The sequence below is a fragment of the Terriglobales bacterium genome (assembly GCA_035651655.1).
Taxonomy (GTDB): Bacteria; Acidobacteriota; Terriglobia; order Terriglobales; family Acidobacteriaceae; genus DASRFG01.
In genome coordinates this window covers 271,722-293,383 of the sequence record DASRFG010000023.1, presented here as the reverse complement: position 1 = coordinate 293,383, position 21,662 = coordinate 271,722, and the positions used below count along the sequence as shown (strand labels likewise).

At 57.3% G+C, this 21,662-nt stretch carries 19 protein-coding genes and 2 pseudogenes; 16 read left to right on the top strand and 5 right to left on the bottom strand.

The genetic code is table 11. The features are described from left to right. Positions 1-20 precede the first annotated feature (20 nt). Positions 21-1,019, bottom strand: a complete 999-nt coding sequence (locus tag VFA76_09710) for a tagatose 1,6-diphosphate aldolase (protein HZR32113.1) — start codon at positions 1,017-1,019, stop codon at positions 21-23. A gap of 197 nt (positions 1,020-1,216) precedes the next feature. Beyond that, positions 1,217-2,353, bottom strand: a complete 1,137-nt coding sequence (locus tag VFA76_09705; protein HZR32112.1) for a DegT/DnrJ/EryC1/StrS family aminotransferase — start codon at positions 2,351-2,353, stop codon at positions 1,217-1,219. A 145-nt stretch (positions 2,354-2,498) separates the two neighbouring features. Between VFA76_09705 and VFA76_09700 the strand changes: the two genes are divergently transcribed. Genes VFA76_09700 through VFA76_09670 form a run of 7 tightly spaced genes read left to right on the top strand, consistent with a single transcriptional unit; the run spans position 2,499 to position 8,932 of the window. Beyond that, positions 2,499-2,957, top strand: a complete 459-nt coding sequence (locus VFA76_09700) for an ArgR family transcriptional regulator (protein ID HZR32111.1) — start codon at positions 2,499-2,501, stop codon at positions 2,955-2,957. Further along, on the top strand, positions 2,957-4,003 hold the full coding sequence (argC, locus tag VFA76_09695; GenBank protein ID HZR32110.1) for an N-acetyl-gamma-glutamyl-phosphate reductase: 1,047 nt from the start codon (positions 2,957-2,959) through the stop codon (positions 4,001-4,003). The genes VFA76_09700 and argC overlap by 1 nt, the downstream gene beginning before the upstream one ends. Continuing rightward, positions 4,000-4,785: an acetylglutamate kinase gene (gene argB / locus VFA76_09690; GenBank protein ID HZR32109.1), complete on the top strand. Its 786-nt coding sequence runs from the start codon at positions 4,000-4,002 to the stop codon at positions 4,783-4,785. Before argC ends, argB begins: the two co-directional genes overlap by 4 nt. Positions 4,786-4,812: 27 nt before the next feature. Next, a complete protein-coding gene (argF, locus tag VFA76_09685) occupies positions 4,813-5,826 on the top strand; it encodes an ornithine carbamoyltransferase (protein ID HZR32108.1) in 1,014 nt (337 codons plus the stop codon). Beyond that, complete coding sequence (locus tag VFA76_09680; GenBank protein HZR32107.1) at positions 5,819-7,027, top strand: argininosuccinate synthase; 1,209 nt, start codon at positions 5,819-5,821, stop codon at positions 7,025-7,027. The genes argF and VFA76_09680 overlap by 8 nt, the downstream gene beginning before the upstream one ends. Continuing rightward, on the top strand, positions 7,024-8,427 hold the full coding sequence (gene argH, locus VFA76_09675) for an argininosuccinate lyase (protein ID HZR32106.1): 1,404 nt from the start codon (positions 7,024-7,026) through the stop codon (positions 8,425-8,427). The genes VFA76_09680 and argH overlap by 4 nt, the downstream gene beginning before the upstream one ends. Continuing rightward, complete coding sequence (locus VFA76_09670; protein HZR32105.1) at positions 8,414-8,932, top strand: N-acetyltransferase; 519 nt, start codon at positions 8,414-8,416, stop codon at positions 8,930-8,932. The genes argH and VFA76_09670 overlap by 14 nt, the downstream gene beginning before the upstream one ends. A gap of 6 nt (positions 8,933-8,938) precedes the next feature. Here the strand turns inward: VFA76_09670 and lhgO are convergent. After that, a pseudogene (gene lhgO, locus VFA76_09665) lies at positions 8,939-10,171 on the bottom strand (L-2-hydroxyglutarate oxidase). Between the two features lie 141 nt (positions 10,172-10,312). On the opposite strand from lhgO, the gene VFA76_09660 reads away from it, so the two are divergent. The 5 genes and pseudogenes from VFA76_09660 to VFA76_09640 all read left to right on the top strand — a co-directional run bounded on the left by VFA76_09660 (position 10,313) and on the right by VFA76_09640 (position 14,015). Then, a complete protein-coding gene (locus VFA76_09660; protein ID HZR32104.1) occupies positions 10,313-11,488 on the top strand; it encodes a Re/Si-specific NAD(P)(+) transhydrogenase subunit alpha in 1,176 nt (391 codons plus the stop codon). Beyond that, positions 11,485-11,781 carry an NAD(P) transhydrogenase subunit alpha gene (locus tag VFA76_09655; protein HZR32103.1) on the top strand — a complete coding sequence of 99 codons (297 nt, stop codon included), beginning with the start codon at positions 11,485-11,487 and terminating at the stop codon, positions 11,779-11,781. Before VFA76_09660 ends, VFA76_09655 begins: the two co-directional genes overlap by 4 nt. Then, positions 11,778-13,163, top strand: a complete 1,386-nt coding sequence (locus tag VFA76_09650; protein ID HZR32102.1) for an NAD(P)(+) transhydrogenase (Re/Si-specific) subunit beta — start codon at positions 11,778-11,780, stop codon at positions 13,161-13,163. Before VFA76_09655 ends, VFA76_09650 begins: the two co-directional genes overlap by 4 nt. Before the next feature lie 51 nt (positions 13,164-13,214). Next, positions 13,215-13,667 carry a hypothetical protein gene (locus tag VFA76_09645; GenBank protein ID HZR32101.1) on the top strand — a complete coding sequence of 151 codons (453 nt, stop codon included), beginning with the start codon at positions 13,215-13,217 and terminating at the stop codon, positions 13,665-13,667. Between the two features lie 12 nt (positions 13,668-13,679). After that, positions 13,680-14,015, top strand: a pseudogene (locus tag VFA76_09640) (redoxin domain-containing protein). Positions 14,016-14,041: 26 nt separating this feature from the next. On the opposite strand, the gene VFA76_09635 reads toward VFA76_09640, so the two are convergent. Then, on the bottom strand, positions 14,042-15,976 hold the full coding sequence (locus VFA76_09635) for an ABC-F family ATP-binding cassette domain-containing protein (GenBank protein ID HZR32100.1): 1,935 nt from the start codon (positions 15,974-15,976) through the stop codon (positions 14,042-14,044). Between the two features lie 223 nt (positions 15,977-16,199). On the opposite strand from VFA76_09635, the gene VFA76_09630 reads away from it, so the two are divergent. From VFA76_09630 to VFA76_09620, 3 genes are all read left to right on the top strand, one after another. After that, a complete protein-coding gene (locus tag VFA76_09630; GenBank protein HZR32099.1) occupies positions 16,200-16,829 on the top strand; it encodes a DNA starvation/stationary phase protection protein in 630 nt (209 codons plus the stop codon). A gap of 120 nt (positions 16,830-16,949) precedes the next feature. After that, positions 16,950-17,789 carry a polyphosphate kinase 2 family protein gene (locus VFA76_09625; protein ID HZR32098.1) on the top strand — a complete coding sequence of 280 codons (840 nt, stop codon included), beginning with the start codon at positions 16,950-16,952 and terminating at the stop codon, positions 17,787-17,789. Between the two features lie 243 nt (positions 17,790-18,032). Then, positions 18,033-18,356 carry an antibiotic biosynthesis monooxygenase gene (locus tag VFA76_09620; GenBank protein ID HZR32097.1) on the top strand — a complete coding sequence of 108 codons (324 nt, stop codon included), beginning with the start codon at positions 18,033-18,035 and terminating at the stop codon, positions 18,354-18,356. Positions 18,357-18,406: 50 nt separating this feature from the next. Here the strand turns inward: VFA76_09620 and VFA76_09615 are convergent, their stop codons facing one another. After that, positions 18,407-19,381 (bottom strand): sugar phosphate isomerase/epimerase family protein, encoded by a 975-nt coding sequence (locus VFA76_09615; protein ID HZR32096.1) that lies wholly within the window; start codon positions 19,379-19,381, stop codon positions 18,407-18,409. Positions 19,382-19,686: 305 nt separating this feature from the next. Between VFA76_09615 and VFA76_09610 the strand changes: the two genes are divergently transcribed. Next, positions 19,687-21,627 carry a c-type cytochrome gene (locus VFA76_09610; GenBank protein ID HZR32095.1) on the top strand — a complete coding sequence of 647 codons (1,941 nt, stop codon included), beginning with the start codon at positions 19,687-19,689 and terminating at the stop codon, positions 21,625-21,627. Positions 21,628-21,662 lie beyond the last annotated feature (35 nt).

Genomic DNA, 21,662 nt, shown 5'->3' with positions numbered 1-21,662 from the left:
CTTCTTCGGGACCGCTTAGTTTATGCGCCGACCATCGCCGGCTCTTTCACCTCGTAGATTGCGTACCAGGAAGTTGCCGCCTTCAGCCGTTGGTTGACGTTCTCGATGTTCTTCACGCCCTGGTCCAACAACCACTTGCGGAAAGCTTCTGGGCCTTGCTGCGCATAAATCGGGATGCCGTCTTTCCAAGTTGCGCGGCCACACAGCACACCATTGAATTTCACCTGGGCCTCGGCCGCCAGCTCCAGCGACTCGGTGAATTCAGCGTTGCTCACTCCCGCTGAAAGATAAATAAATGGCTTCTTGGCAGCGGCTGCGGCGCGGCGGAAGTGGTCCATGGCTTCTTTCTTGGAGTATGCCTTCTGCCCGGCGAATGCCTTCGTGCCCTCGACGAATTTCATGTTCACCGGCACCTCGACCTTCAGCACGTCAACCCCGTAGCGTTCTTTGCTGAATTCCTCGATGCTCCGGGTCACAATCTCGGGCTTCTTTTTCGCGTAGTCCAAGCCCTTTTCGTCGGCGCCTTCTTCATAGCCGACAAATTCCAGGAAATAGGGAATGTCGTTGCCGCGGCATTCGTCGCCGATGCGCTCCACCCAGGCATGCTTTCTTTCATTAATGTCCTTGGGATCGAAGGGCGTGTAGTAGAGAAGGATCTTGACGGCGTCCGCGCCGGCTTCTTTCAGGCGGCGGCCTGACCAATGATCTAGCAGATCAGGCAGACGGCCGGGCCCGGTCTTGTCATAGCCTGTCTTCTCATAGGCGAGCAGCAGGCCGGCGTTCTTGGCGCGGCGCTTGGCGGCGGGAAGGCCCCACTCGGGATCGAGCAGGATGGCACTGGCATGCGGCGTCAGCACCTCTGTGACCAGCGCTTTGAATTCGGTAAGTTGCGCGTCTGTGGCGTTGGCACCCAGAGCTTTTTTTAGCGAGCCGCGCTGGTCCATTGCGGCGGCAGCGATAACGCCGCGCTCGTTCGAAACGGCCTTCAGGCCTTTCAGCTTTCCCGGTGTGAGCTTCATATATAAGTCCTCCCCATGAGTACACGAATCCCTTACAAGGGCTTTCATTTTATAGTGTGATCGCCGGGAAGGCCACACACCGTGGGGCACCCGCAGAAGGTCGGGTAGCGCGGGCGCTCTCGCCCGCGAGAGTGCTGCAGGGCGTGCGGCGGATACCAGTGTCCGCCGCATATTTCTTACGCTTAACTCTTAGTTTCTCAGTCTGCACCCGCCGCCAGGCGCTGAGCGCTAGTGCTCCAAGCCAGGACTTCTTCGGCCACCCGCTCGACCTCGGCGTGAGTAAGTTCGGGATACATCGGGAGCGAAAGGACGGTCGCCGCCGACCTTTCAGAAACCGGCAGCGGACTTAGTTTCGCAGCCCGCCCCCACGGAAATCCTTCCTGCTGGTGAATCGCAATCGGGTAGTGCGTGAGTGCGGTAATGCCTTGGGAGGCGAGATACGCCTGCAGATCATCGCGGTCAGTGCATTCGATCACATACAGGTGATAGACATGCTCGTACCCCGCAGGGGTGTAGGGGAGTGCCATGGGCGCGTCTTTTAATACTTTGTCATAAACCCGCGCCAACGCGCGCCGGGTCTCGCTCCATTCGTCTACTCGCTTCAGCTTTACCCTCAAAATCGCTGCCTGCAGCTCATCCAGCCGGCTGTTGTAACCAATGCTGTGATAAGAGCGCTTCAGTGAACCGTGATTGCGCAGCCTGCGGATAGAGGTGGCCAGCTCTTTCTGGTTCGTGACCACGGCCCCACCATCGCCGAAACAACCGAGGTTCTTCTGAATGATGAAGCTCAAGCACACGGCGTCACTCAGCTCGCCAATAGCAAAGGTGTCGCCGCGCGCGCCGATAGCCTGGGCGCAGTCCTCCACCACGAATAGTCCGTGCGCCTTGGCAATTCTTGCTACTGCCGGCATGTCGGCGGTCAATCCATACAAGTGCACCGGCACAATGGCGCGCGTCTTCGGGGTGATGGCGGCTTCGATCTTGGTCACGTCAATGTTGCGTGTCTTCGGCTCGGAATCCACGAACACAGGGGTTGCGCCTGCCAGCCAGATGGCCTCAGCCGTCGCAAAGAATGTGTTCGCGGTGGTGATGACCTCATCCCCCGGGCCGATTCCCAAAGCGAGGAAGCTCAGCAAGAGTGCGTCTGTGCCCGAATTCAGGCCGACCGCCTGCTGCGTGTTCATGTATTGCGCAAGCTCTTCTTCGAACTTCGTGAGTTGCGGGCCGAGCACATAGGCGCCGCTCTCCAGGACGGAGTGAATGGCTTCATCAATCTCCTGTTTGAGGCCGTGATACTGCTTGACGTGACCGTAGAACTCAATTTTGTTGGTCAAATTCTTACGCTCCTCCCTGCCGTTTCTGCCTGGGGGGCCCAGTTGGGCGGTTTTCTGGTCAGGTCCGATGGGTCCGGTGCCGAACTTCAGGCTTGACAGCAGCAACGATTGCCTAGGACAATAGCACGAATAATTATTCGTTGTCATGAATATTTTTTCATACGGGAAAACGGCACGGCAAAAAGCAATCCTGGAGTTAGTCAGCAAAGACTCTATCGGTAATCAGGATGAGCTGCAGCATGCGTTGAGCAAAAAAGGATTCAAGGTTGGGCAGGCCACTCTCTCTCGCGACGTGCACGAACTCGGCTTGGTCAAGACCGGGAGTGGTTATGCGCTGCCGGAAGGTGGGCTCGCTCTCGAAGCCGCTCTGCCTTCAGTCTCACGGCTGGTGTGGGAGTTCGTGCTCGAGGTGCGGGCGGCGCAAAACCTGCTCGTAATCAAGACCACCGTGGGCAGCGCGCAGCCTGTCGCGGCGGCGCTGGACGCAGAGAGCTGGCCGGAGGTGGTTGGAACGATTGCAGGAGACGATGCGATTTTGATTGTGACTCCAGACAAAAAGGCGGCCAACAAGCTGGCGCTCAGGATCAGGGAGATGCTCGCGTAATGCCCTCGCAATTGAAGGTCGCAGTGTTGGGCGTCACTGGTTATGCCGGCCTGGAACTAGTGCGTCTCCTCTCTCACCACCCACGCCTCGCGAAGCCAACATTCTTGCGGCGCCAGAATGGGGAAGTCGGACCGGAGAATCTCGCGGACGTATTTCCCGCCTTGTCTGGGAACGGCGGTTATCCTCTCGAAGCATTTTCATGGTCAAGGCTGAAAGAAAGTGGTGTGGAACTCTTGTTCCTTGCCACTCCCCACGAAGTTTCCCGCAGCCTGGTGCCGGAGGCGGCCGAGGAAGCTCTTCGGGTAATAGACCTGAGCGGCGCGTGGCGACTCAAGCAGGCGCAGTACCGAGCGGTGTACGGCTTTAACGACGCCGACCCGGCGACTGCCGCCACGCTTATTGAAAAGGCCGTGTATGGCTTACCAGAGCTGAACCACGATGAAATTGCCAGAGCAAGCCTGGTCGCAAATCCCGGTTGCTATTCGACATCCGTGATTCTTGCGTTGGCGCCGTTGCTGCGGGCCAGCCTCGTGGATCGCGAGCGCGGAATTGTTTCTGATTCTAAATCCGGCGTATCCGGGGCAGGGAAGGAGCCGAGCTCGCGCACCCACTTTGTCTCCGTGGCGGAGAACGTGTCGGCATATTCGGTTTTCGGACACCGACACACCGGAGAAATTCTTGAGCAGCTGGCTCTAAAGAACTGCGAGCTGACCTTTACACCGCACCTGCTGCCGATTCCTCGCGGCATCATGTCCACCATCTATGTGCATTTGCGCCAGCCCACAGATACGGCAGCCATAGAAGAGTGTTTTCGCAGTTTCTACAGTGGCCGACCGTGGATTCGGGTTTTTGCCCCGCCAACTCTGCCTCAGATCCAGTTCTCGTTACGCACCAACTACTGCGATCTCGGCTTCTGCCTTGCCGAGGACGGACAGCGCCTGGTGGTGATTTCCTGCGTGGACAATCTGCTGAAAGGCGCGGCTGGCCAGGCGATCCAGAACATGAACGTCATGTATGGCTGGAATGAAACGGAAGGCCTGAATTGAAAGTAGTGGTCAAACTCGGCGGGGCCGCGCTGGAAGATAAATCAGTGCTGCACAAATGCGCGCAAGCGGTGGTTCAACTGGCTCAGGACGGCCACAGCATCGCCGTGGTCCATGGGGGCGGCGCTGCTTTAACGCGCGCTCTGAAACACCTCGGAAAAGAGAGCGAATTTGTAAACGGGTTGCGTGTTACAGATGCCGAAACCCGGGACGTTGCGATTATGGTGCTGGCAGGAATTGTCAACAAGACTTTGGTGGCGGCGATCAGCGCCGCTGGACGGCCCGCAATCGGCCTCTGCGGCGGCGATGGCGCCAGCTTCCGCGCACGCAAGAAGCAGACAGACGGCTGCGACCTCGGGTTTGTGGGCGAAATTGCGTTGGTTGAATGTCGCTGGCTGGAGGCGATCTGGATGAATGGCGGCATACCGGTGATCGCCAGCGTGGCTCTCGGATCCGATCGCGAGTATTACAACGTCAATGCCGACCAGATGGCGGCCGCCTGTGCGGTCGCCTGCCAGGCCAACGCGCTCATATTTCTAACCGATGTTCCCGGAGTAAGAAACGCAGATGGATCCGTCATGCCCTGGCTCGACCTGAAAGAGATCGCCGGGCTGGCAGCAGGCTCGATCATCGGCGGCGGCATGATTCCCAAACTCGAGGCCTGTGGTCACGCTCTTAAACGCGGCGTGCGCCGGGTGCGTATCCTGCCAGCCGCTCAAGCCGATGTTCTACCGCAATTTTATTTTTCCAAGCTCGACTGCGGCACGGAGGTAATCGTCGCATGAACTTTCCTTTAGTAGGAGGGACCCAACATGGCCACCCGCACGCTTGATGCTGCGCCAGTCACCAGCACTCAGGTTGCGAAGGGATTCTGGTCGCAAGACTTGATTTCGATTCGCGACCTCACGCCCCATGACGTACGGGCTGTGCTCGATCTCGCTAGTCTGATCAAGGCTCGACCGCACGATTTTCGCGCCGCCCTGGCGGGCAAACAAATGGTGATGTTCTTCGAGAAACCTTCGCTGCGTACCCGATTGACTTTCGAGGCTGGCATGGCGAGCCTGGGTGGGACTTCTTTCTTCGTGGACCAGACGGCGGCGCGCATTGACGCTCGCGAACCCCTCAGCGATGTGGCCCATAATCTGGAGCGCTGGGTAGACATAATTGTTCTGCGCACTTTTGATCACGCCACTGTGGAAGGGATGGCCGCGAATGCCTCCATTCCAGTAATCAACGCGCTCAGTAATCTTGAGCACCCTTGCCAGGCGCTGGCGGACTATTTCACCTTGCAGGAAAAGTTCGATGACCTGCAGAGCATTCACCTGGCCTACGTCGGCGATGGCAATAACGTCGCCAATTCACTGCTTCTTACCTGCGCCTGCCTGGGCTCCTCGATTCGGATTGCCACTCCCAAAGGTTACGGGCCGGATCCACACCTTCTGGCAGCCGCTCGCAAAATCGGCCGCAAGACCGGGGCCACCATTGAGGTCGGGCATTATGCGCAAGTCGCAGTGTGCGGTGCAGACGCTGTCTACACCGACACTTGGACGAGCATGGGCCGCGAGCAAGAGGCCGAGCAGCGAGCCGCGATTTTTGCCTCCTATCAAGTGAATGAAGATCTGATGAAACTGGCCGCGCCCCACGCCGTTTTCATGCACTGTCTTCCGGCACACCGCGGCGCTGAAGTCACTGCCGGAGTCATTGATTCGCCGCGCTCGGTTGTTTTCGACCAGGCGGAGAGCCGCATGCACGTGCAAAAAGCCATTCTTCTATTGCTACTCGGTGGCGGAATGAACCGTTTTCCGGTAAGGAGCGCCAATGCGTGAAAAAATCGTCCTCGCATATTCCGGAGGTCTGGATACCTCGATCATTATTCCTTGGCTGAAGGAGAACTATTCCTATGACGTGATTGCCATGGTCGGCGATGTCGGCCAGGGTGATGATCTCGAGGCCGTCGTAAAGAAGGCATACGCCACCGGCGCCAGTAACGTCGTGGTGGAGGACCTGCGCGAGGAGTTCCTTACTGACTACGTCTTTCGGGCACTAAAGGCAGGCGCGGTGTACGAGCACAAATACCTGCTAGGCACCTCGCTGGCGCGACCTGTAATTGCCAAACACCAGGTTGAGGTCGCCTTGCGCGAGGGCGCTACCGCCGTCGCACACGGCTGCACCGGCAAAGGCAACGACCAGGTTCGTTTTGAACTGGCGTATCAGGCGCTCGCACCCGAGCTGAAAGTCATCGCGCCGTGGCGGGAGTGGAACCTCAAGTCTCGCGAAGATTGCCTGGATTACGCCGAGCAGCACGGCATCCCGGTGGCAGCGAGCCGGGAGAAGATCCACAGCCGTGATCGGAATTTGTGGCACATCAGCCATGAAGGCGGTGAACTGGAAGATGCTGCCAATCCGCCGTTTGCCAGCACCTGGCAACTCACCCGCTCACCGCAAGATGCTCCCGATCGGGAAGAGCAGGTCGAGATCGGCTTCGAAAAGGGCGTGCCGGTATCCGTGAATGGGATGTCTATGGATGATCCCGTTTCGTTAGTGGAACTGCTGGATGAGATTGGCGGCCGCAACGCAATCGGTAGAGTGGACCTGGTAGAGAACCGGTTCGTGGGAATCAAGTCACGTGGCTGTTATGAGACTCCGGGTGGCACCCTGCTTCTGACTGCACACCGCGAACTGGAGGCGCTCTGCCTGGATCGCGATCTCATGCATTTCAAGCAGCACATCGCCCTCAAATATGCCGAACTGGTCTATTTCGGGCTATGGTTCACGCCGCTGCGCGAATCTCTCGATGCATTTGTGGAGACCACGCAGAAAGACATCACCGGCAGCATAATGCTGGGTCTTTACAAGGGAAACATTGCCGTCCTCAGCCGGCATTCCGTACATTCGTTATACCGTACTGATCTGGCAACGTTCACCATGGGCGACAATTACGATCAAAAAGACGCAGCAGGTTTCATTCGCATTCTCGGATTGCCATCACGGTCACGCGCGCAGGTGCGCACTGAGGTGACCAAATGAAAATGTGGTTGGGGCGTTTTCGGCAGCCGCTCGATCCTGAGTTTGAAAGCTGGCAAAGATCATTTCCCTTCGATCAGCGACTTTTGACCCACGAACTCGCCGCCAGCCGTGTGCATGCACATGCGCTGAAGAATGCCGGAGTGCTGTCGCCTGCCGAGCTGGATGCAATTCTTGCGGGCCTTGATCAGATCGGGGAGCAAGCCTATGTCTCACCAACATTTCTAAAAGATGCCGATGCCGAAGACGTTCATCACTTCGTCGAAAAGCATTTGGTCATGCTGATTCGTGACACCGGTTACAAGCTGCATAGTGGCCGCAGTCGCAACGAGCAGATCGCCACGGACCTGCGGCTCTACATCCGCGACAGCATTGATCAGCTGCGAAGCGAGATTACCGAGCTAGGCAACGCACTGGTATCTCGTGCCGAGCAGGCTGGGAGCGCCGCCATGCCCACTTATACCCATCAGCAGCGCGCTGAGCCGGTACTTGTAGCGCATTGGCTACTGGCATACGTCGAAATGTTACTTCGTGACCTCGGCCGATTGGCCGATTGCCGGAAGCGGCTGAACCTTTGTCCGCTCGGCTCTGGGGCAGTTGCGGGCGCGACATTACCGCTGGACCGGCGCGCCATGGCTGCCAAGCTTGAATTCGAGGCGCCTACGGCGAACAGCATTGACGCCACCACCGATCGCGACTTTGTGCTGGAATTTGTGAATGCTCTGGTCCTCTTGGGCCTGCACCTCAGCCGCTGGGCTGAAGAGATGGTTCTTTTCTCTACTCAGGAATTCGGGTTCGTGGCCCCGCCGGAAAAATACTCAACCGGCAGCAGCGCCATGCCGCAAAAGAAGAATCCAGACCTGCTGGAGCTGACCAGGGCAAAAGTCGCTCGAACCATTGGTGATTTCACCACCCTGGTAACCGTGCTCAAAGGCTTGCCCCTGGCCTACAACAAGGACCTTCAGGAGACGCAGGAACCATTGTTCGACGCCACTGAAGGTCTGCTCTCGCTTCTTCCGCTGGTTACGGGATGGATGAAAGCGGCGGAGTTCAATTATCCGCGCATGCAGCACGCCGCCCAATCCGGTTTTCTGAATGCGTGGGCCGCGGCCACATACCTGGTTGGGCATGGAGTGCCATTCCGCCTGGCTCACGAGCGCGTCGGCAACGCCGTCCAGCATTGTCTGGCAAAGGGCTGTGAGCTTCAGGATCTCGCGCTCGAAGAACTTCGCCAGTTCAGTCCCGAGTTCGAGAAAGACGTCTATTCCCGCCTCTCTCTGGAATCCGTGCTTTCCATTCATGATGTCGAGGGCGGCACCGCCCCGGCACAGGTGGCGCATGCAATCGCGGAGGCAAAGCAAAAGTTAACATCGGTTCTTGAGGAGGCCCATGCGCACGCGTGACGCCGTCCTCCGTGACGCCGAGCAAATACACGAACTCATCGCGAGCTATTCTGGCGATGGCACCCTACTGCCTCGTCGCCTGGCTGAAATCTGCGAGAATATTCGTGATTTCGTGGTGGTCGAAGATAGGGGACGAATTATCGGCTGCGGCGCGCTGCACCTTTACGGATTGCACTTGGCGGAAGTCCGCTCCATTGCGGTCCACCCGGAATACAAGGGCAACGGCTCCGGCAAAAATCTGGTAAATGCTTTGCTGAAACACGCTGAAAAGCACCGGGTGAGCTGCGTATGCCTGTTCACACGCATTCCGGAGTTTTTTGAGAGGATGGGTTTTGCCGTGGCCGAGCGGCAACAACTCCCGGATAAAATCTACAAAGATTGCTGCAATTGTCCCCGGCTGCACTGCTGCGACGAAGTCGCAATGGTAAAGGGAGTCCTGCCTAAATTCGCCATTCTCGAACCAGCGGTCGAGTTGACCCAAATCATGGATTCAAGCGCAAATTAAGCCGTTTCAGTCCGCTTGCACCGCCTGTTCAACCGCAACACCCTCCACAGCCATCCGCGCAATCACCCGACCGATGGGAAGGGAAGCGGTTGCCGCCGGTGAGGGAACATTGCACACGTGCAGCATGTTCTTGCTTCGCACGAACATGAAGTCGTCCACCAACTTGCCATCGCGACTGACGGCTTGAGCCCGTACCCCCGAACCACCCGGGCGTAAGTCGGACGCCTGCAATTCCGGCACAAGCCCCTGCAGCGCTTTCAAGAATGCCTGCTTGCTAAATGATCGCCGAAATTCGTTCACGCCGGTCCGCCAATGTTTTATCGCCATGCGCCAGAAGCCTGGGAAAGCGAACATCTGCATTACCTCTCGCGGACTGATGCTACTGGGAGTGTAGCCTTCGCGGCTCAGGGCCAGCACCGCGTTCGGCCCGGCATCCACTCCTCCGTGCACGCGCCGCGTAAAGTGGACACCCAGAAACGGCAGCTCCGGATCAGGCACGGGATAAATCATGCCACGCACCAGGCCGGTGCGCTCTGCCACCAATTCGTAGTACTCGCCCCGGAAAGGCACGATCGCTAGGTTCGCTTTCTCCCCCGCCATTCGAGTCAGAAAGTCGCTGTATAGTCAGGCACAATTGATCACGTAGCCTGCACTGAATACGCCGTTCGTAGTTTCGAGAACGACATCGCCAGCATCACGCCGCAGCCCAGTCACACGGTTGTTCGTCAGGAGCTTTCCGCCGCCGTGTCGGATCAGCTCGGCGAACTTACCACAAACCGCAGAGTAATCGGTTATAGCTGCGCTGGGAACATGCAGCCCTCGTATTCCCGCACAGTGGGGTTCCAAGTCACGCACCTGCGGCCCATCGATCAATCTAATGTTTGGCACGCCGTTCTGCCGTCCACGTTCAAGCAGTTGTTCGAGCCGCGCGGCTTCGTTCTGGCCTGTTGCCACTATCAGCTTGCCGCAAACCTGATGCGGAATCCCATGCTGTTCACAGAATTCAATCATCGCCGCTGCACCTTCTACGCACAGCCGCGCTTTGAGTGAGCCCGGACGGTAGTAGATTCCAGAGTGAATCACCCCACTGTTGTGGCTGCTCTGGTGGGTTGCAATGCGGTCTTCCTTTTCCAGCACCGCCAGACCCAATCTAGGAAAACGCCGTGTGATCTCCAGTGCTGTCGCCAATCCGACGATACCTCCACCAATGATCACCACCTCGAAATGCGCATCACGCATAGAATTCCGTCCGCCGTTGCCCGAAGCTGATTGGATCAACCTCCGTCAGGTATATTGTTTGGTGCGACTCACGCCTGAAATTCGACTCAATTTATCAGTGCCCCATGCACTTAGTAAAAGGAAGGGCCCGTGATTATTGGTGTGCCAAAAGAGACCTATCCGGGAGAGCGGCGGGTCGCTCTGGTTCCCATGGTGCTTCCAACCCTGAGCAAAGCTGGGTTCGAAGTCGTCATCGAAGCCGGTGCAGGTGAGCAGGCAGGATACCCGGACCGTTTTTACGCCGAAAAGGGAGCCAGGATTCTCGCTGAGCGCGCGGCGGTGTTCAGCGCCGCCGATATCGTGGTGCAGATCCTTTGCTACGGATCGAATGATGTAAGCGGCAAGGCCGATCTGCCGCTTCTTCGTCGGGAGCAGGTCCTGATTGGATTTCTTCGCCCAATGGGCTCACTCGAAATTACCCGGCAAATTGCCCAAACCGGTGTGACCTCGTTTGCGGTTGAGTTAGTTCCGCGGACCACCCGTGCGCAAAGCATGGACGCCCTCTCCTCCATGGGCACGATCTGCGGTTACAAAGCTGTGTTGCTGGCTGCGGACCAACTGCCGAGGCTCTTTCCTATGCTCACTACAGCCGCCGGAACCATCACTCCCGCTCGCGTTTTTGTGATCGGTGCCGGGGTGGCCGGGCTCCAGGCCATTGCCACGGCGCGTCGGCTGGGCGCGGTCGCGTCAGCCTACGATCTCCGGCCCGCGGCCAAAGAACAAGTGCAGAGCCTGGGCGGCAGATTCGTCGAGCTTCCCGTAGAGGCCAAGGATGCTCAGGATGAGCGCGGCTATGCACGCGCTCAGGACGATACTTTCTACCAGCGCCAACGTGAACTTCTGGGCAGCGTAGTGCGGGAGAGCGATGTGGTGATCACCGCCGCCGTTATCCCCGGCAAAAAATCGCCAGTGCTGGTGACGCGCGAGATGGTGAAGGGAATGGCTCCGGGTTCGGTGATTCTCGACTTGGCAGCTGAGCGCGGCGGCAACTGCGAACTCACCCGCACCGGTCAGACGGTTGTCGAGGACGGCGTCACCATTATTGGCGCCATTAACCTCGCCAGCGGCGTGCCCTACCATGCCAGCCAGATGTATGCCCGCAACGTCACAGCCTTCCTGCTGCACCTCGTCAAAAATGGGAAGCTTCAGCTCGACCAGGATGACGAAATCATTCGCGACACGCTGGTCACTGCCGCCGGCGAGATCGTAAATCCACGCGTGCGCGAGTTTTTCTCGCTGCCGCCCCTGGTTCCGGCAGAACAATTGGAGGGACGATGAGCACCGATGTAATTAATTTGCTGTTCATCTTCATGCTGGCTGGGTTTATCGGCTTTGAAGTCATCCGCCGGGTTTCACCGTTGCTCCATACCCCACTGATGTCCCTGACCAATGCTCTCGATGCGATTGCGGTGGTCGGAGCGTTGGTCATCGTCGGCGAACACAAGAGCAGGTTGTCCACAATTCTGGGAACGATCGCTGTCATCGCGGCCACCAGCAACGTAGTGGGCGGATTCCTGATCACCGATCGAATGCTCAAGATGTTCAAGACCGCCCGCCCACCCAAATCATGACCGATCAGCCCATCATTCAGATCGTCTATCTGATCGCCAGCGCACTTTTTATCCTTTCGCTTCACTGGATGAGTTCGCCGGCAACGGCGCGGCGTGGCGTTCAGGCTGGCGAGCTTGGCATGCTGCTGGCAATCGGCGGAACGTTATTGCACCGCGGCATCGTGGACTACAAATGGATCGCTATCGCCCTGGTACTGGGAACGATCATCGGAATCCCGCTCGGGCGCGTGCAGATGACGGCAGTCCCCCAACGGACAGCTTTGAGTCACGCCTTCGGAGCGCTGTGCGTCACTTTGGTCGGCACCGCAGAGTTCTATTTGCGAACTCCCGACGTTCCACCATTCATGATGGCCGTGCTCTCGGCTGAGGTCATTTTGGGATCGTTGACCTTTACCGGCAGCCTGATGGCCGCGGGCAAGCTCCAGGAAATTCTGCCCCAGAGGCCGATCACCTATCGTGGCCAGAATTTCGTAAATCTTTCCTTGCTAGCGGTCGCGGTTGGAATCGCCGTTCACCTGGTGAAGCATCCGGAATCGGAGCATCTTTTCCCGGTCATGCTGGGGATTCCGCTGGTTTTTGGCGTGCTCATGGTCATCCCCATTGGCGGCGCCGATATGCCGACGGTGATCTCCTTACTCAACTCCTATGCTGGTCTTTCGGCTGCGGCAATGGGATTCGTGGTTGATAGCAAGCTGTTGATCATCGCCGGGGCCCTGGACGGTTCCTCCGGCTTCATTCTGTCAGTAATCATGTCCAAGGCCATGAACCGTTCGTTTACCAACGTTCTATTCGGCGCTTTTGGACAAGTGCAAACCTCAGTCACCGCTGGGCAGGAAGCAACGCCGGTTCGAAGCGCCACTCCGGAAGAAGCCAGCGCAATCCTTTCCGCAGCCAACAAGGTTGTAGTGGTACCGGGCTACGGCATGGCGGTCGCCCAAGCGCAGCACAAAGTTCGCGAGCTCTATGACCTCCTTACCAAACGCGGCGTTGACGTGCGCTTCGCCATCCACCCCGTCGCCGGCCGCATGCCGGGGCACATGAACGTCCTGCTCGCGGAGGCAGACATTCCCTATGATCGCCTAATCGAGATGGACGAAATCAATGGCGATTTTCCTCAAACCGATGTCGCCCTGGTCATCGGTGCTAACGACGTCACGAATCCAGCCGCGCGGACTGATTCCGCCAGTCCCATCTACGGAATGCCTATTCTCGACGTGGACAAAGCCCGCACGGTGATGGTGATTAAGCGCGGTATGAGCCCGGGCTTCGCCGGCATAGATAATCCGCTCTATTATCTGGATAGCACTCTGATGTTGTTCGGTGATGCCAAAGCGTTTGTGGGCAGCATTGTGAATGAGCTTGGCGGGAGAGGCCATGGATGATTTCTGTATCTTCTTGCTTTTTTCTTCGTCTATTTGGCTGAGCGAGGCGGCATGAATAAACGAAACTGGAACTGGATGTTGTGGGTGGGATTCCTGCTGGCCTTGCTGGCGCCGATCGCCTACCTGAAAGTTTTTGTGAATTTCCCCTGGACGCGGGATTTCCCCTGGGGCAGCGCAGCAATGGTTGCTCTCGCGGCGGTGCTGTTGATCCTGGGCATCCGCCGGGCCTCCAGCCGGCCGGATTTATATCGAGGCAAAGTTGCGGGTCCGGTTCTCGCCGTCCTCAGCGCTGCTATCTGCGGCTTTTTTGCCTTCGGCTTGATCCATGCCTCTGCTGGTCTTCCTTTATCCGCAGGCTCTCCCCGCATCGGACAGAAAGTTCCCGACTTCACCCTTGCGGATACTCATAACAAGCAGGTATCACTTCACGATCTGCTCTCCGCCCCTATTGGAAACACTGCTCCCAAGGGCGCTCTGCTTATCTTCTACCGAGGATATTGGTGACCGCTTTGCAACTCCGAGTTACGGGGTGTCGAGCATCACTTGGTCGAATTTGAATCGCGGGGAGTTCGGGTGGCAGCCATCAGCGTTGACCCGCCGGAGGTCTCGCGGAATCTTTCCGCAAAACTGGGTTATACCTTCCCGATTTTGTCGGATCCTAATGCGGACGTAATTCGACGTTACGATCTCCTGCATCCTCATGCCGGCCCGGAGGGCCACGATATTTCGCGACCAGCCGAATTCCTAATAGATGCCAATGGAGCAGTGCGCTGGTTAAATCTTACGGAAAGCATCCTGGTCCGTGCCCGGCCGGAGCAGATGCTGAAAGAAATGGATAAGCTAGCGAGGTAAGGCAGGTGCCTAAGAGTAGAGAAAGTCTAGTTCACGCTCTCCAGAGATTGCGAAACTTGTTCCCACTCCGCTAGCATCTCGCTGAGCTCGCGGCGGCGCTCCTCGAGCCGAGTTGTCAGCCGGACAGTCTCTTCGGCGCTTACGAAGGTCAAGACACCTTGCTCGAACTCGCTAATGTCTTTCTCGGCGCGTGAGATCTCTAGTTCGAGTTCCTTGCGCCGATCTTCCATCTCGCGCAGTTTATAGGGGTTGATCTTTGGCTTTTTTGGTTTTGGCGGCGAGACTGACTCGGCCGAGTTGCCATTCCCGGATGGCTTGGTGGCAGCCGCCTCCGGCATGGTGGCAGGGATCTCTCCTCGGTTCTGCTTCCGCCATAGGTAGTCTTCGTAGTTTCCGGGGAAAACGTGTACCTCTCCGGCGCCAATCTCGAACACACGAGTCGCGAGTTTGTCTATGAAGTAGCGGTCGTGCGAGACGAATACCACGGTGCCTTTGAATTTCTCCAATGCTTCCAGCAGCACATCTTTAGCCCGCAGATCGAGGTGGTTCGTGGGCTCATCCAGCAGAAGAAAATTCGAGGGCTGCAGCAGCATGCGGGCCAGGGCATACCGATTTCGCTCCCCGCCGGAGAGCACCCCGAGCCGTTTGAAAACATCGTCCGCCGAGAAAAGAAAGCACCCCAGCAGGTTGCGCAACTCCGTCTGGGTGGAATGGCGCGCCACCTGCCAAATGTCATCGAGCATGCGCGCGTCCGGATTGAGTTCCTTGTACTGGTCCTGCGCGAAGTAGTCCGGCTCCACGTTGTGGCCCAGGCGCAGTTCGCCTGCAGTCACCGGTTCAGCGCCGGCCAGCAACTTGATCATGGTGGATTTGCCGGCTCCGTTCACGCCCACCAGGGCCACGCGGTCGCCGCGTTCTATAACGAAGTCCACCCCACGAAAAACTTCCTTCGCGCCATAACTCTTGGCCACTCCTTTGAATTCCGCGACAATGCGCCCACTGGGCTTGGGCTGCGGAAATGAAAAGTGGATCGTCTTCTCGTCCGGCGGGACCTCGATGCGCTCGATTCGTTCCAGCTCCTTAATACGGCTCTGTACCTGCTTCGCCTTGGTGGCCTGGTAACGGAAGCGATTGATAAATACTTCCAGCTGCTCGATCCGGTCACGTTGGTTCCGGTATGCGGCTTCCAGTTGCGTCTTGCGCTCGTTTTTCTGCTTCAGGAATTGCTCGTAATTTCCCGTATAGAAGGTCACCCGCTTGTTCCAGATTTCCGCGGTCTTGCTGACGGTCACGTCGAGGAAATAACGATCGTGTGAAATCAGCACATAGGCATACGGATACTCTTCCAGGTACTCCTCCAGCCAGTTGCGGGCTTCAAGATCCAGGTGGTTCGTCGGTTCGTCCAGCAATAACAGGTTCGGCTTTTGCAGCAGCAGCTTGGCCATGGCGAGCCGCATTTGCCAGCCGCCGCTAAATTCTTCTGTGCGCCGTGTCCAGTCTTCTTTGCCAAAACCCAGTCCCACCAGCACTGCCCCGACTTGCGCCTCTAGGGCATATCCGTCGCGCGCATGGAACTCGCCCTGAATGCGGTGGAACCGGTCGGCAATCTGGTCGTACTCGGCACTGGTATGGTCCACCTCAGACATGCGGGTGGTGAGCGACTCCATCTCCCGCTCCATGGCATGCAAGTCATCGAATACGGACATGCACTCTTCAAATACAGTGCGCCCGGAGAGAGTTAGCCCGTCCTGCGGAAGGTATCCTGCGGTGATCCCCTTCATGGCCGTCATGGAGCCATAGTCGAGCGATTCCAGGCCCGCGAGGACCTTGAGGAGCGTAGATTTCCCGGTGCCGTTCGCGCCCACCAGGCCTATGCGATCGCGGGGCGTGATCAGCCAATCGAGATTTTCGAAGAGAATTTTAGGGCCGAAGCGCTTTCCGGCCGCGGATAGTTGAATCATTCAGTACAGCTATTGTCTCAGAGCGGCATGTTTTTCGGAAACTTCAACATCTGGGCCTTCGGGCGCCCAAGCGCCGTTTCACGCCCCGCCGTTGGGCCGAATAGCAAAAACATGCTCCCAATACAGGAATTCGAGCATCAACACAACGGGCCGCCGAGTCTTGTTTGACGGGCTATGCAATAATGTCGCCCGGCTCATGTTGCGAAATTTAAGGAGAACTTCGATGGCGAAGAAAGAATCTCGCGGAAATCACAAACAGAATATCATCAGCGCGCAACCTCGGCTTCATCAGAAAGCGCGCGAAATTCAGGCATATGGCACGGTCGAGTTCCTGCTGCCCCTCGATCTGGAAGAGCCCGTTCGTCTGGAGATGACCGAGCAGCTCAACGTGCTATTGGCCGATACCATGACCTTGCGCGACTTGTACAAGAAATCGCACTGGCAGGTTGCCGGCCCAACTTTTTATCAACTGCATCTGCTCTTCGACAAGCACTTCGATGAGCAGGTGGAACTCGTAGATGCGATCGCCGAGCGCATCCAGTTGCTGGGCGGCGTCAGCATCGCCATGGCGCCGGACGTGGCGGAAACCACTCGCATCGAACGTCCTCCCCGCGGTCGCGAAGAGGTTCCCGTGCAGCTTTCCCGCCTGCTGGACGCTCACAAGGTCGTGATCTCAGGCACTCGAAAACTGGCTCGCCGTGCTTCCACTCTGGGCGACGACGGCACGAACGACCTGCTGATTAGCGAGGTTCTCCGCACCAACGAGCTGCAGGTCTGGTTTTTGAGCGAGCACCTGGTGAATGTGCCGCTGGTGGAAGCGGAAGATCCCGGTCTGAAATCGCGTTCCGCCTAAATCAAGGAAGCCTTGGACATCACGGTGCCCCCCAATAGGGCGGGAGTGATGACCAAGGCATTTTCTTGGGTGCCCGGCTGAAGAAAATTCAGCGCACATGTCCCTGTCCACTCGCTCAGCATGAAAAACCTGAAGCAGTATCTGGTGAAGCCGGGCAAAAAGGTAAAGCTTGCAGACTTAGATCCCGGCTATACCGCAGACGTGAAGGATTCGAAGCACGCCGACAAGTTGCTGGAGAAGCATCGCCAGCGGTTGTTTGACCTGCAGGAGCTGCTCTACGCAGAAGATAAGCACGCTTTCCTGGTAGTGCTTCAGGGGCTGGATGCAGCCGGCAAAGATGGCACCATCCGCCACATTTTCACTGGCCTGAACCCACAAGGCTGCACTGTTACGCCGTTCAAACAACCTGTAGGCGAAGAGACGCAGCACGATTACCTGTGGCGCGTCCACAAGGCGGCACCAAAGCGCGGAATGATTGGTATTTTTAACCGGTCACATTACGAAGAGGTGCTGGTGGTGCGCGTACATCAGCACTTGTCGCGCGGCGAACTCAAGCGCAGGTTCGAGCACATCAACGACTTTGAGCGGCTGTTGGCCGAGACTGGTACTACGATTGTTAAGTTCTTCCTCCACATCAGCCGCGAGGAGCAAGCGAAGCGGTTGCTAGCGCGCCTGGAGCACCCCAAGAAATACTGGAAGGTCAACGAGGGCGATCTGATTGAGCGTAAGTTCTGGGATCAATACGAGGATGCTTATGAGGATGTTTTTCACCACTGCAGCACGAAGTACGCGCCTTGGTACATTATCCCGGCCGACAAGAAATGGTTTCGCAACGTCGTAATCTCGCGGATTCTGGTGGAAACACTAAAGGGTTTAAAGATGGATTATCCCAAGCAGCCGCAATGGCAGCCGTTTCCCGCCCTCAGCACGTCCAAAAGTCAAGCTCGGCTATCACGCTAAACCGTGATACGGATCACATCATCCCTCTGGTCCCGGAAGCATGATGTGCTCGAATCGGGCGCATGGTGCAACGATTCGGGCCTCATGAGAGGCAGCCCCTCGCAGCAGGAAAACAGTCGAGGGCACCGGCATAATAAATCGTCGATAGACCGTGCGCCCGACGAGAAATGCCGTTTTCGGAGGCCAAAGATCCAGAGTGTTTGATGTACAGCAAGATAGTTCTTTATAGAAAGGAGCCCTCCTATGTTCGCACGCATGTTGGAACTGGTCGTAAAACCGGAGAAGAAACCCGAACTGTTCAAGAGAGTGAAAGAAGAAATTCTTCCCATCCTGAACAGATATGACGGTTTCGTGGACATCCTCGCATTTGAAAACGAGACCGAGCCCACGAAGGCTGTCACCATTACGCTCTGGCACACCAAGGCAAACGCCGAGCGTTATGAGCGGGAGTTCTTCCCCAAGGTGAAGCAGATCGTTGAGCCGTACCTGATGGTTCCGGTCACGGTAAAGTATTTCAAGCTGGAGACCACCATCTCGGACAGGCTGCTCTCCGCAGTTGCGGCTTGATGACCTGTATCAAACCCGGCAGGTGTGAACCTGCTGGGTTTTTCTTTTGGTCACAAATATTTCAGTGTCGCTGCAATCAACTGCTGGGTTCCATGGTAAGGATCGCCCGCGCCTTCCCACTCCATGGAGCAATATCCGCGAAACCCGCTCGCCTTCAGGATGCCAAAGGTCTTGGGCACGTCCACCCGCTCAACCTTCCCCTTGTCCCCTACTTCTGAATCTTTTACGTGACAAATGTTGTAGGCGTGCTTAAACATTGCCGCAACCGCCCTGTAATTGAAATCGGCATTGCCTCCCATCATCGAGTTGCAGAAGTCAGGCAGCGCTCGCAACCACGGGCTGTTCACCTTCTCAATGACCTTCACGATGAAAAAGGCGTCCTCGCTGGTCAGATCATCATTCTCCAGGTTCACAACTACGTTCTTGCTGGCGCCATATTCAGCCACTTGTTTCAGCCCCTTGGCTGTGACCTCCACGTTAGGAGCAGAGCTCTTCGCTCCCCCAATGTGGTTTCTAATACTGGGCGAGCCAACGGCCACTGCGACATCCACCCATTTCTTTCCCAGCTCTACCGCTTTCTTCCTGACTTCCGGATCGGCATCGTAATAGCTCTCCTGCCCGCCCATCGGAATATCGACTATGTGGGAGCCGGCCTTCTCCACCGCAGTGCGAAATTCGTGCAGGTAATCGGGATCTGTGGAGCGGAAATGCATGCTTAACGGCTCAATGTTGTGGACGCCAAATCGGTCTCGCACGTGGGCGGGGAACTCCGTGAGGTCCATTCCTTTAAGCTTTGGATCGCGGTACTCGGTGTTGTACGGGCTTTCCATGTACATGCGAAATGGCCAGGAGGCAACCGCTATGCGATCATGCTTTTTGGCCGGAAATGTAATGTCTGGTACGGAGTGATTGTTAGGTGTAAGTCGCCCCGCTATCGCAGTAACACCCGGCACGACGCTGGCTCCTGCCACTGCCGCCAGGCCTGCTGACCGACGCAGAAAATCCCGTCGCGAAAACTCGCTCATTCTTTAGCTCTCCATATTGTTTAAATGCTGACCGCAGGTCGAGCCAAGCAGTATTCCACAAATTCGCCATCTCGGCTTCTTTTTCGGCGCGAACCGGAAACCCTCTCTACGCGAGGCCCTGCGCAATACTCCATTCGGCAGAATCGCCTTCGCCAACCCCGATCTTTCTGGCGTCACGGACCTTCGCTATTCCAGCCAGGAAGCTGACCGCGCCGCAGGCCAGTTGCTCGATCAGGGGCTCACATCGGTATAATTCCTGTCTTTGTCAAACACCCGGCCATACCTTTCGCCTCTGGGAGATACGCGTGTTTCAACGAGCACTATTTGTTCTTTTTGTATTTTGTTCTTTTGCGACTTTGTTAGCGTCGGCACAATCCGGCCAGTGGCTCACCTACGGACACGATCTCCAACGCTCAGGATTCACCCCGGAGGAGCGGGCGTTCTCCCCCGCGAATGTGTCCCAGCTGGGACTGATATGGAAGACGGTAGTTCCTAACCAGCCATTGTCAATGAACGGGCTGACGGCGCCCCTGGTGGTGCGCGGAGTAAAGACCCCGGGTGGTAACAAGAATCTGGTGATCGTTGCCGGGAGCTCCGACCACATGTTTGCGCTCGATGCCGAGACAGGAGAGTTGGTATGGAAGACCGAGGTCGCTGGCGAGGATCCCCGTCCGGGCGCAAGCACCTGGCTTTGCCCTTATTCCCTTAATGCCACGCCAGTCATTGATCCTGCCCGAAGTCGGGTTTTCGTTATTGCGAGCGACGGTCGCCTGCACACGCTCGCGCTCGCGGATGGCAGCGTGCTTATTCCCCCCATTCAGTTCGTTCCCGCATTCTCCAAGATGTGGAGCCTCAACTATTCAGGGGGTGTGCTCTACACCAGTCTCTCGCAAGACTGCAACAACGTGCGTTCAGGGATCGTCGCTCTTGACCCGGAGGCGCCCGGAAAACCTGTCGTCAGGTTCTACAGTGCGGGCCAATGCGAAAAATCCTTTTGCGGTGCCGGGATCTGGGGACGCGGCGGACCTTCCATTGATTTCGACGGTTTCATTTACGGCGCGGCCGGAGACGCCGATTTCAAGCCCGAGGCCAACGCTTTTGGCGACACCATCCTCAAACTGGTGCCGCGCACGCTACAGCTTGCCGGCTATTACACCCCCTCAAACTGGGAATATCTAACCCGTCGCGACCTGGATATGAGCACATCCACACCGGTGATCTTTCGCTGGCGCGATCGCGTGCTCACCGCTGTGGGTGGAAAAGAGGGCGCCATCTATGTGGCCGATATCGCCACCATGTCTGGCCCAGATCATCATGCTCCCGCTTATATTTCTCCCCGCTACACGAACAAGGAACAAACGTTCGAAAAGAACGGCATCTGGGGCGAGATGAGCGTATGGAAGGACAACACCGGCCAGACCTGGCTGTATGTTCCCTCATGGGGATTGCCCACAGAAGCCGCCCAGTTCCCGCAATCCTACGGTCCGGTCAAAGCAGGCAGCATAATGGCCTTTAAGATAGTCGCCGGAGCCCAAGCCAAACCTGTGCTGCAGCCTGCGTGGATTTCAAGAGACATCTCCGTCCCCGACCCGGTTTCAATTGCCGGAGGAGTGGCTTTTGTCCTCGGCACGGGCGAGAACACGGAGCAGGTTCGCAACGGAGACATCTCACAGCTGCTCGAAAAGCGCGAGCTACGTAATCAAGGTCACGCAATTCTGTACGCGCTCGACGCCCGCACCGGCCGCGAACTCTGGTCTAGTGGTGACACGATCGCCGGCTGGACGCATTTTTCTGGCCTCGCCGTGGCTGACGATAAAATACTTGCCACCACTCACGACGGCGCCGTCTACGCCTTCGCATTGCGCGCTCCGGGCGCTCCCGCGCCCCGGACGACCATTGTTCCCGGGCCGCCTCCCCCAACCAGTACGGTGGAAGCTGCTCCCGAAACTCCTAAAGCCGAACCTCGACCGGCAACGGTCCCAGAATGCGGCGATACCAACGCTCTTTTTGCCAAAACGTGCGCGTCCTGTCATGGCGCTGAGGGACGGGGAGTTTCGGCAGTGCATACTCCGAACTTTACCGATCCGGCATGGCAGCGCGCCAAAGGCGACGCTGAGCTTCTGGACGCGGTGAAGAACGGGACCGACGGTGGCATGCCCGCCTTCGGCGACAAGCTAACCGCAGAGCAAATAGATCGCCTGGTTCACTGCATGGTGCGCGGCTTCGCCAAACCACAGGCACGCTGACCGGCTCTGGCGCCTGTTTTCAACGGCGTAATATC

Bases quoted from the DNA above. Each gene is read 5' to 3' on its own strand.
- VFA76_09710 (HZR32113.1), bottom strand. From the start codon at position 1,019: ATGAAGCTCACACCGGGAAAGCTGAAAGGCCTGAAGGCCGTTTCGAAC.
- VFA76_09700 (HZR32111.1), top strand. From the start codon at position 2,499: ATGAATATTTTTTCATACGGGAAAACGGCACGGCAAAAAGCAATCCTG.
- argC (HZR32110.1), top strand. From the start codon at position 2,957: ATGCCCTCGCAATTGAAGGTCGCAGTGTTGGGCGTCACTGGTTATGCC.
- argF (HZR32108.1), top strand. From the start codon at position 4,813: ATGGCCACCCGCACGCTTGATGCTGCGCCAGTCACCAGCACTCAGGTT.
- VFA76_09680 (HZR32107.1), top strand. From the start codon at position 5,819: ATGCGTGAAAAAATCGTCCTCGCATATTCCGGAGGTCTGGATACCTCG.
- argH (HZR32106.1), top strand. From the start codon at position 7,024: ATGAAAATGTGGTTGGGGCGTTTTCGGCAGCCGCTCGATCCTGAGTTT.
- VFA76_09670 (HZR32105.1), top strand. From the start codon at position 8,414: ATGCGCACGCGTGACGCCGTCCTCCGTGACGCCGAGCAAATACACGAA.
- VFA76_09655 (HZR32103.1), top strand. From the start codon at position 11,485: ATGAGCACCGATGTAATTAATTTGCTGTTCATCTTCATGCTGGCTGGG.
- VFA76_09650 (HZR32102.1), top strand. From the start codon at position 11,778: ATGACCGATCAGCCCATCATTCAGATCGTCTATCTGATCGCCAGCGCA.
- VFA76_09645 (HZR32101.1), top strand. From the start codon at position 13,215: ATGAATAAACGAAACTGGAACTGGATGTTGTGGGTGGGATTCCTGCTG.
- VFA76_09635 (HZR32100.1), bottom strand. From the start codon at position 15,976: ATGATTCAACTATCCGCGGCCGGAAAGCGCTTCGGCCCTAAAATTCTC.
- VFA76_09630 (HZR32099.1), top strand. From the start codon at position 16,200: ATGGCGAAGAAAGAATCTCGCGGAAATCACAAACAGAATATCATCAGC.
- VFA76_09625 (HZR32098.1), top strand. From the start codon at position 16,950: ATGAAAAACCTGAAGCAGTATCTGGTGAAGCCGGGCAAAAAGGTAAAG.
- VFA76_09620 (HZR32097.1), top strand. From the start codon at position 18,033: ATGTTCGCACGCATGTTGGAACTGGTCGTAAAACCGGAGAAGAAACCC.
- VFA76_09615 (HZR32096.1), bottom strand. From the start codon at position 19,381: ATGAGCGAGTTTTCGCGACGGGATTTTCTGCGTCGGTCAGCAGGCCTG.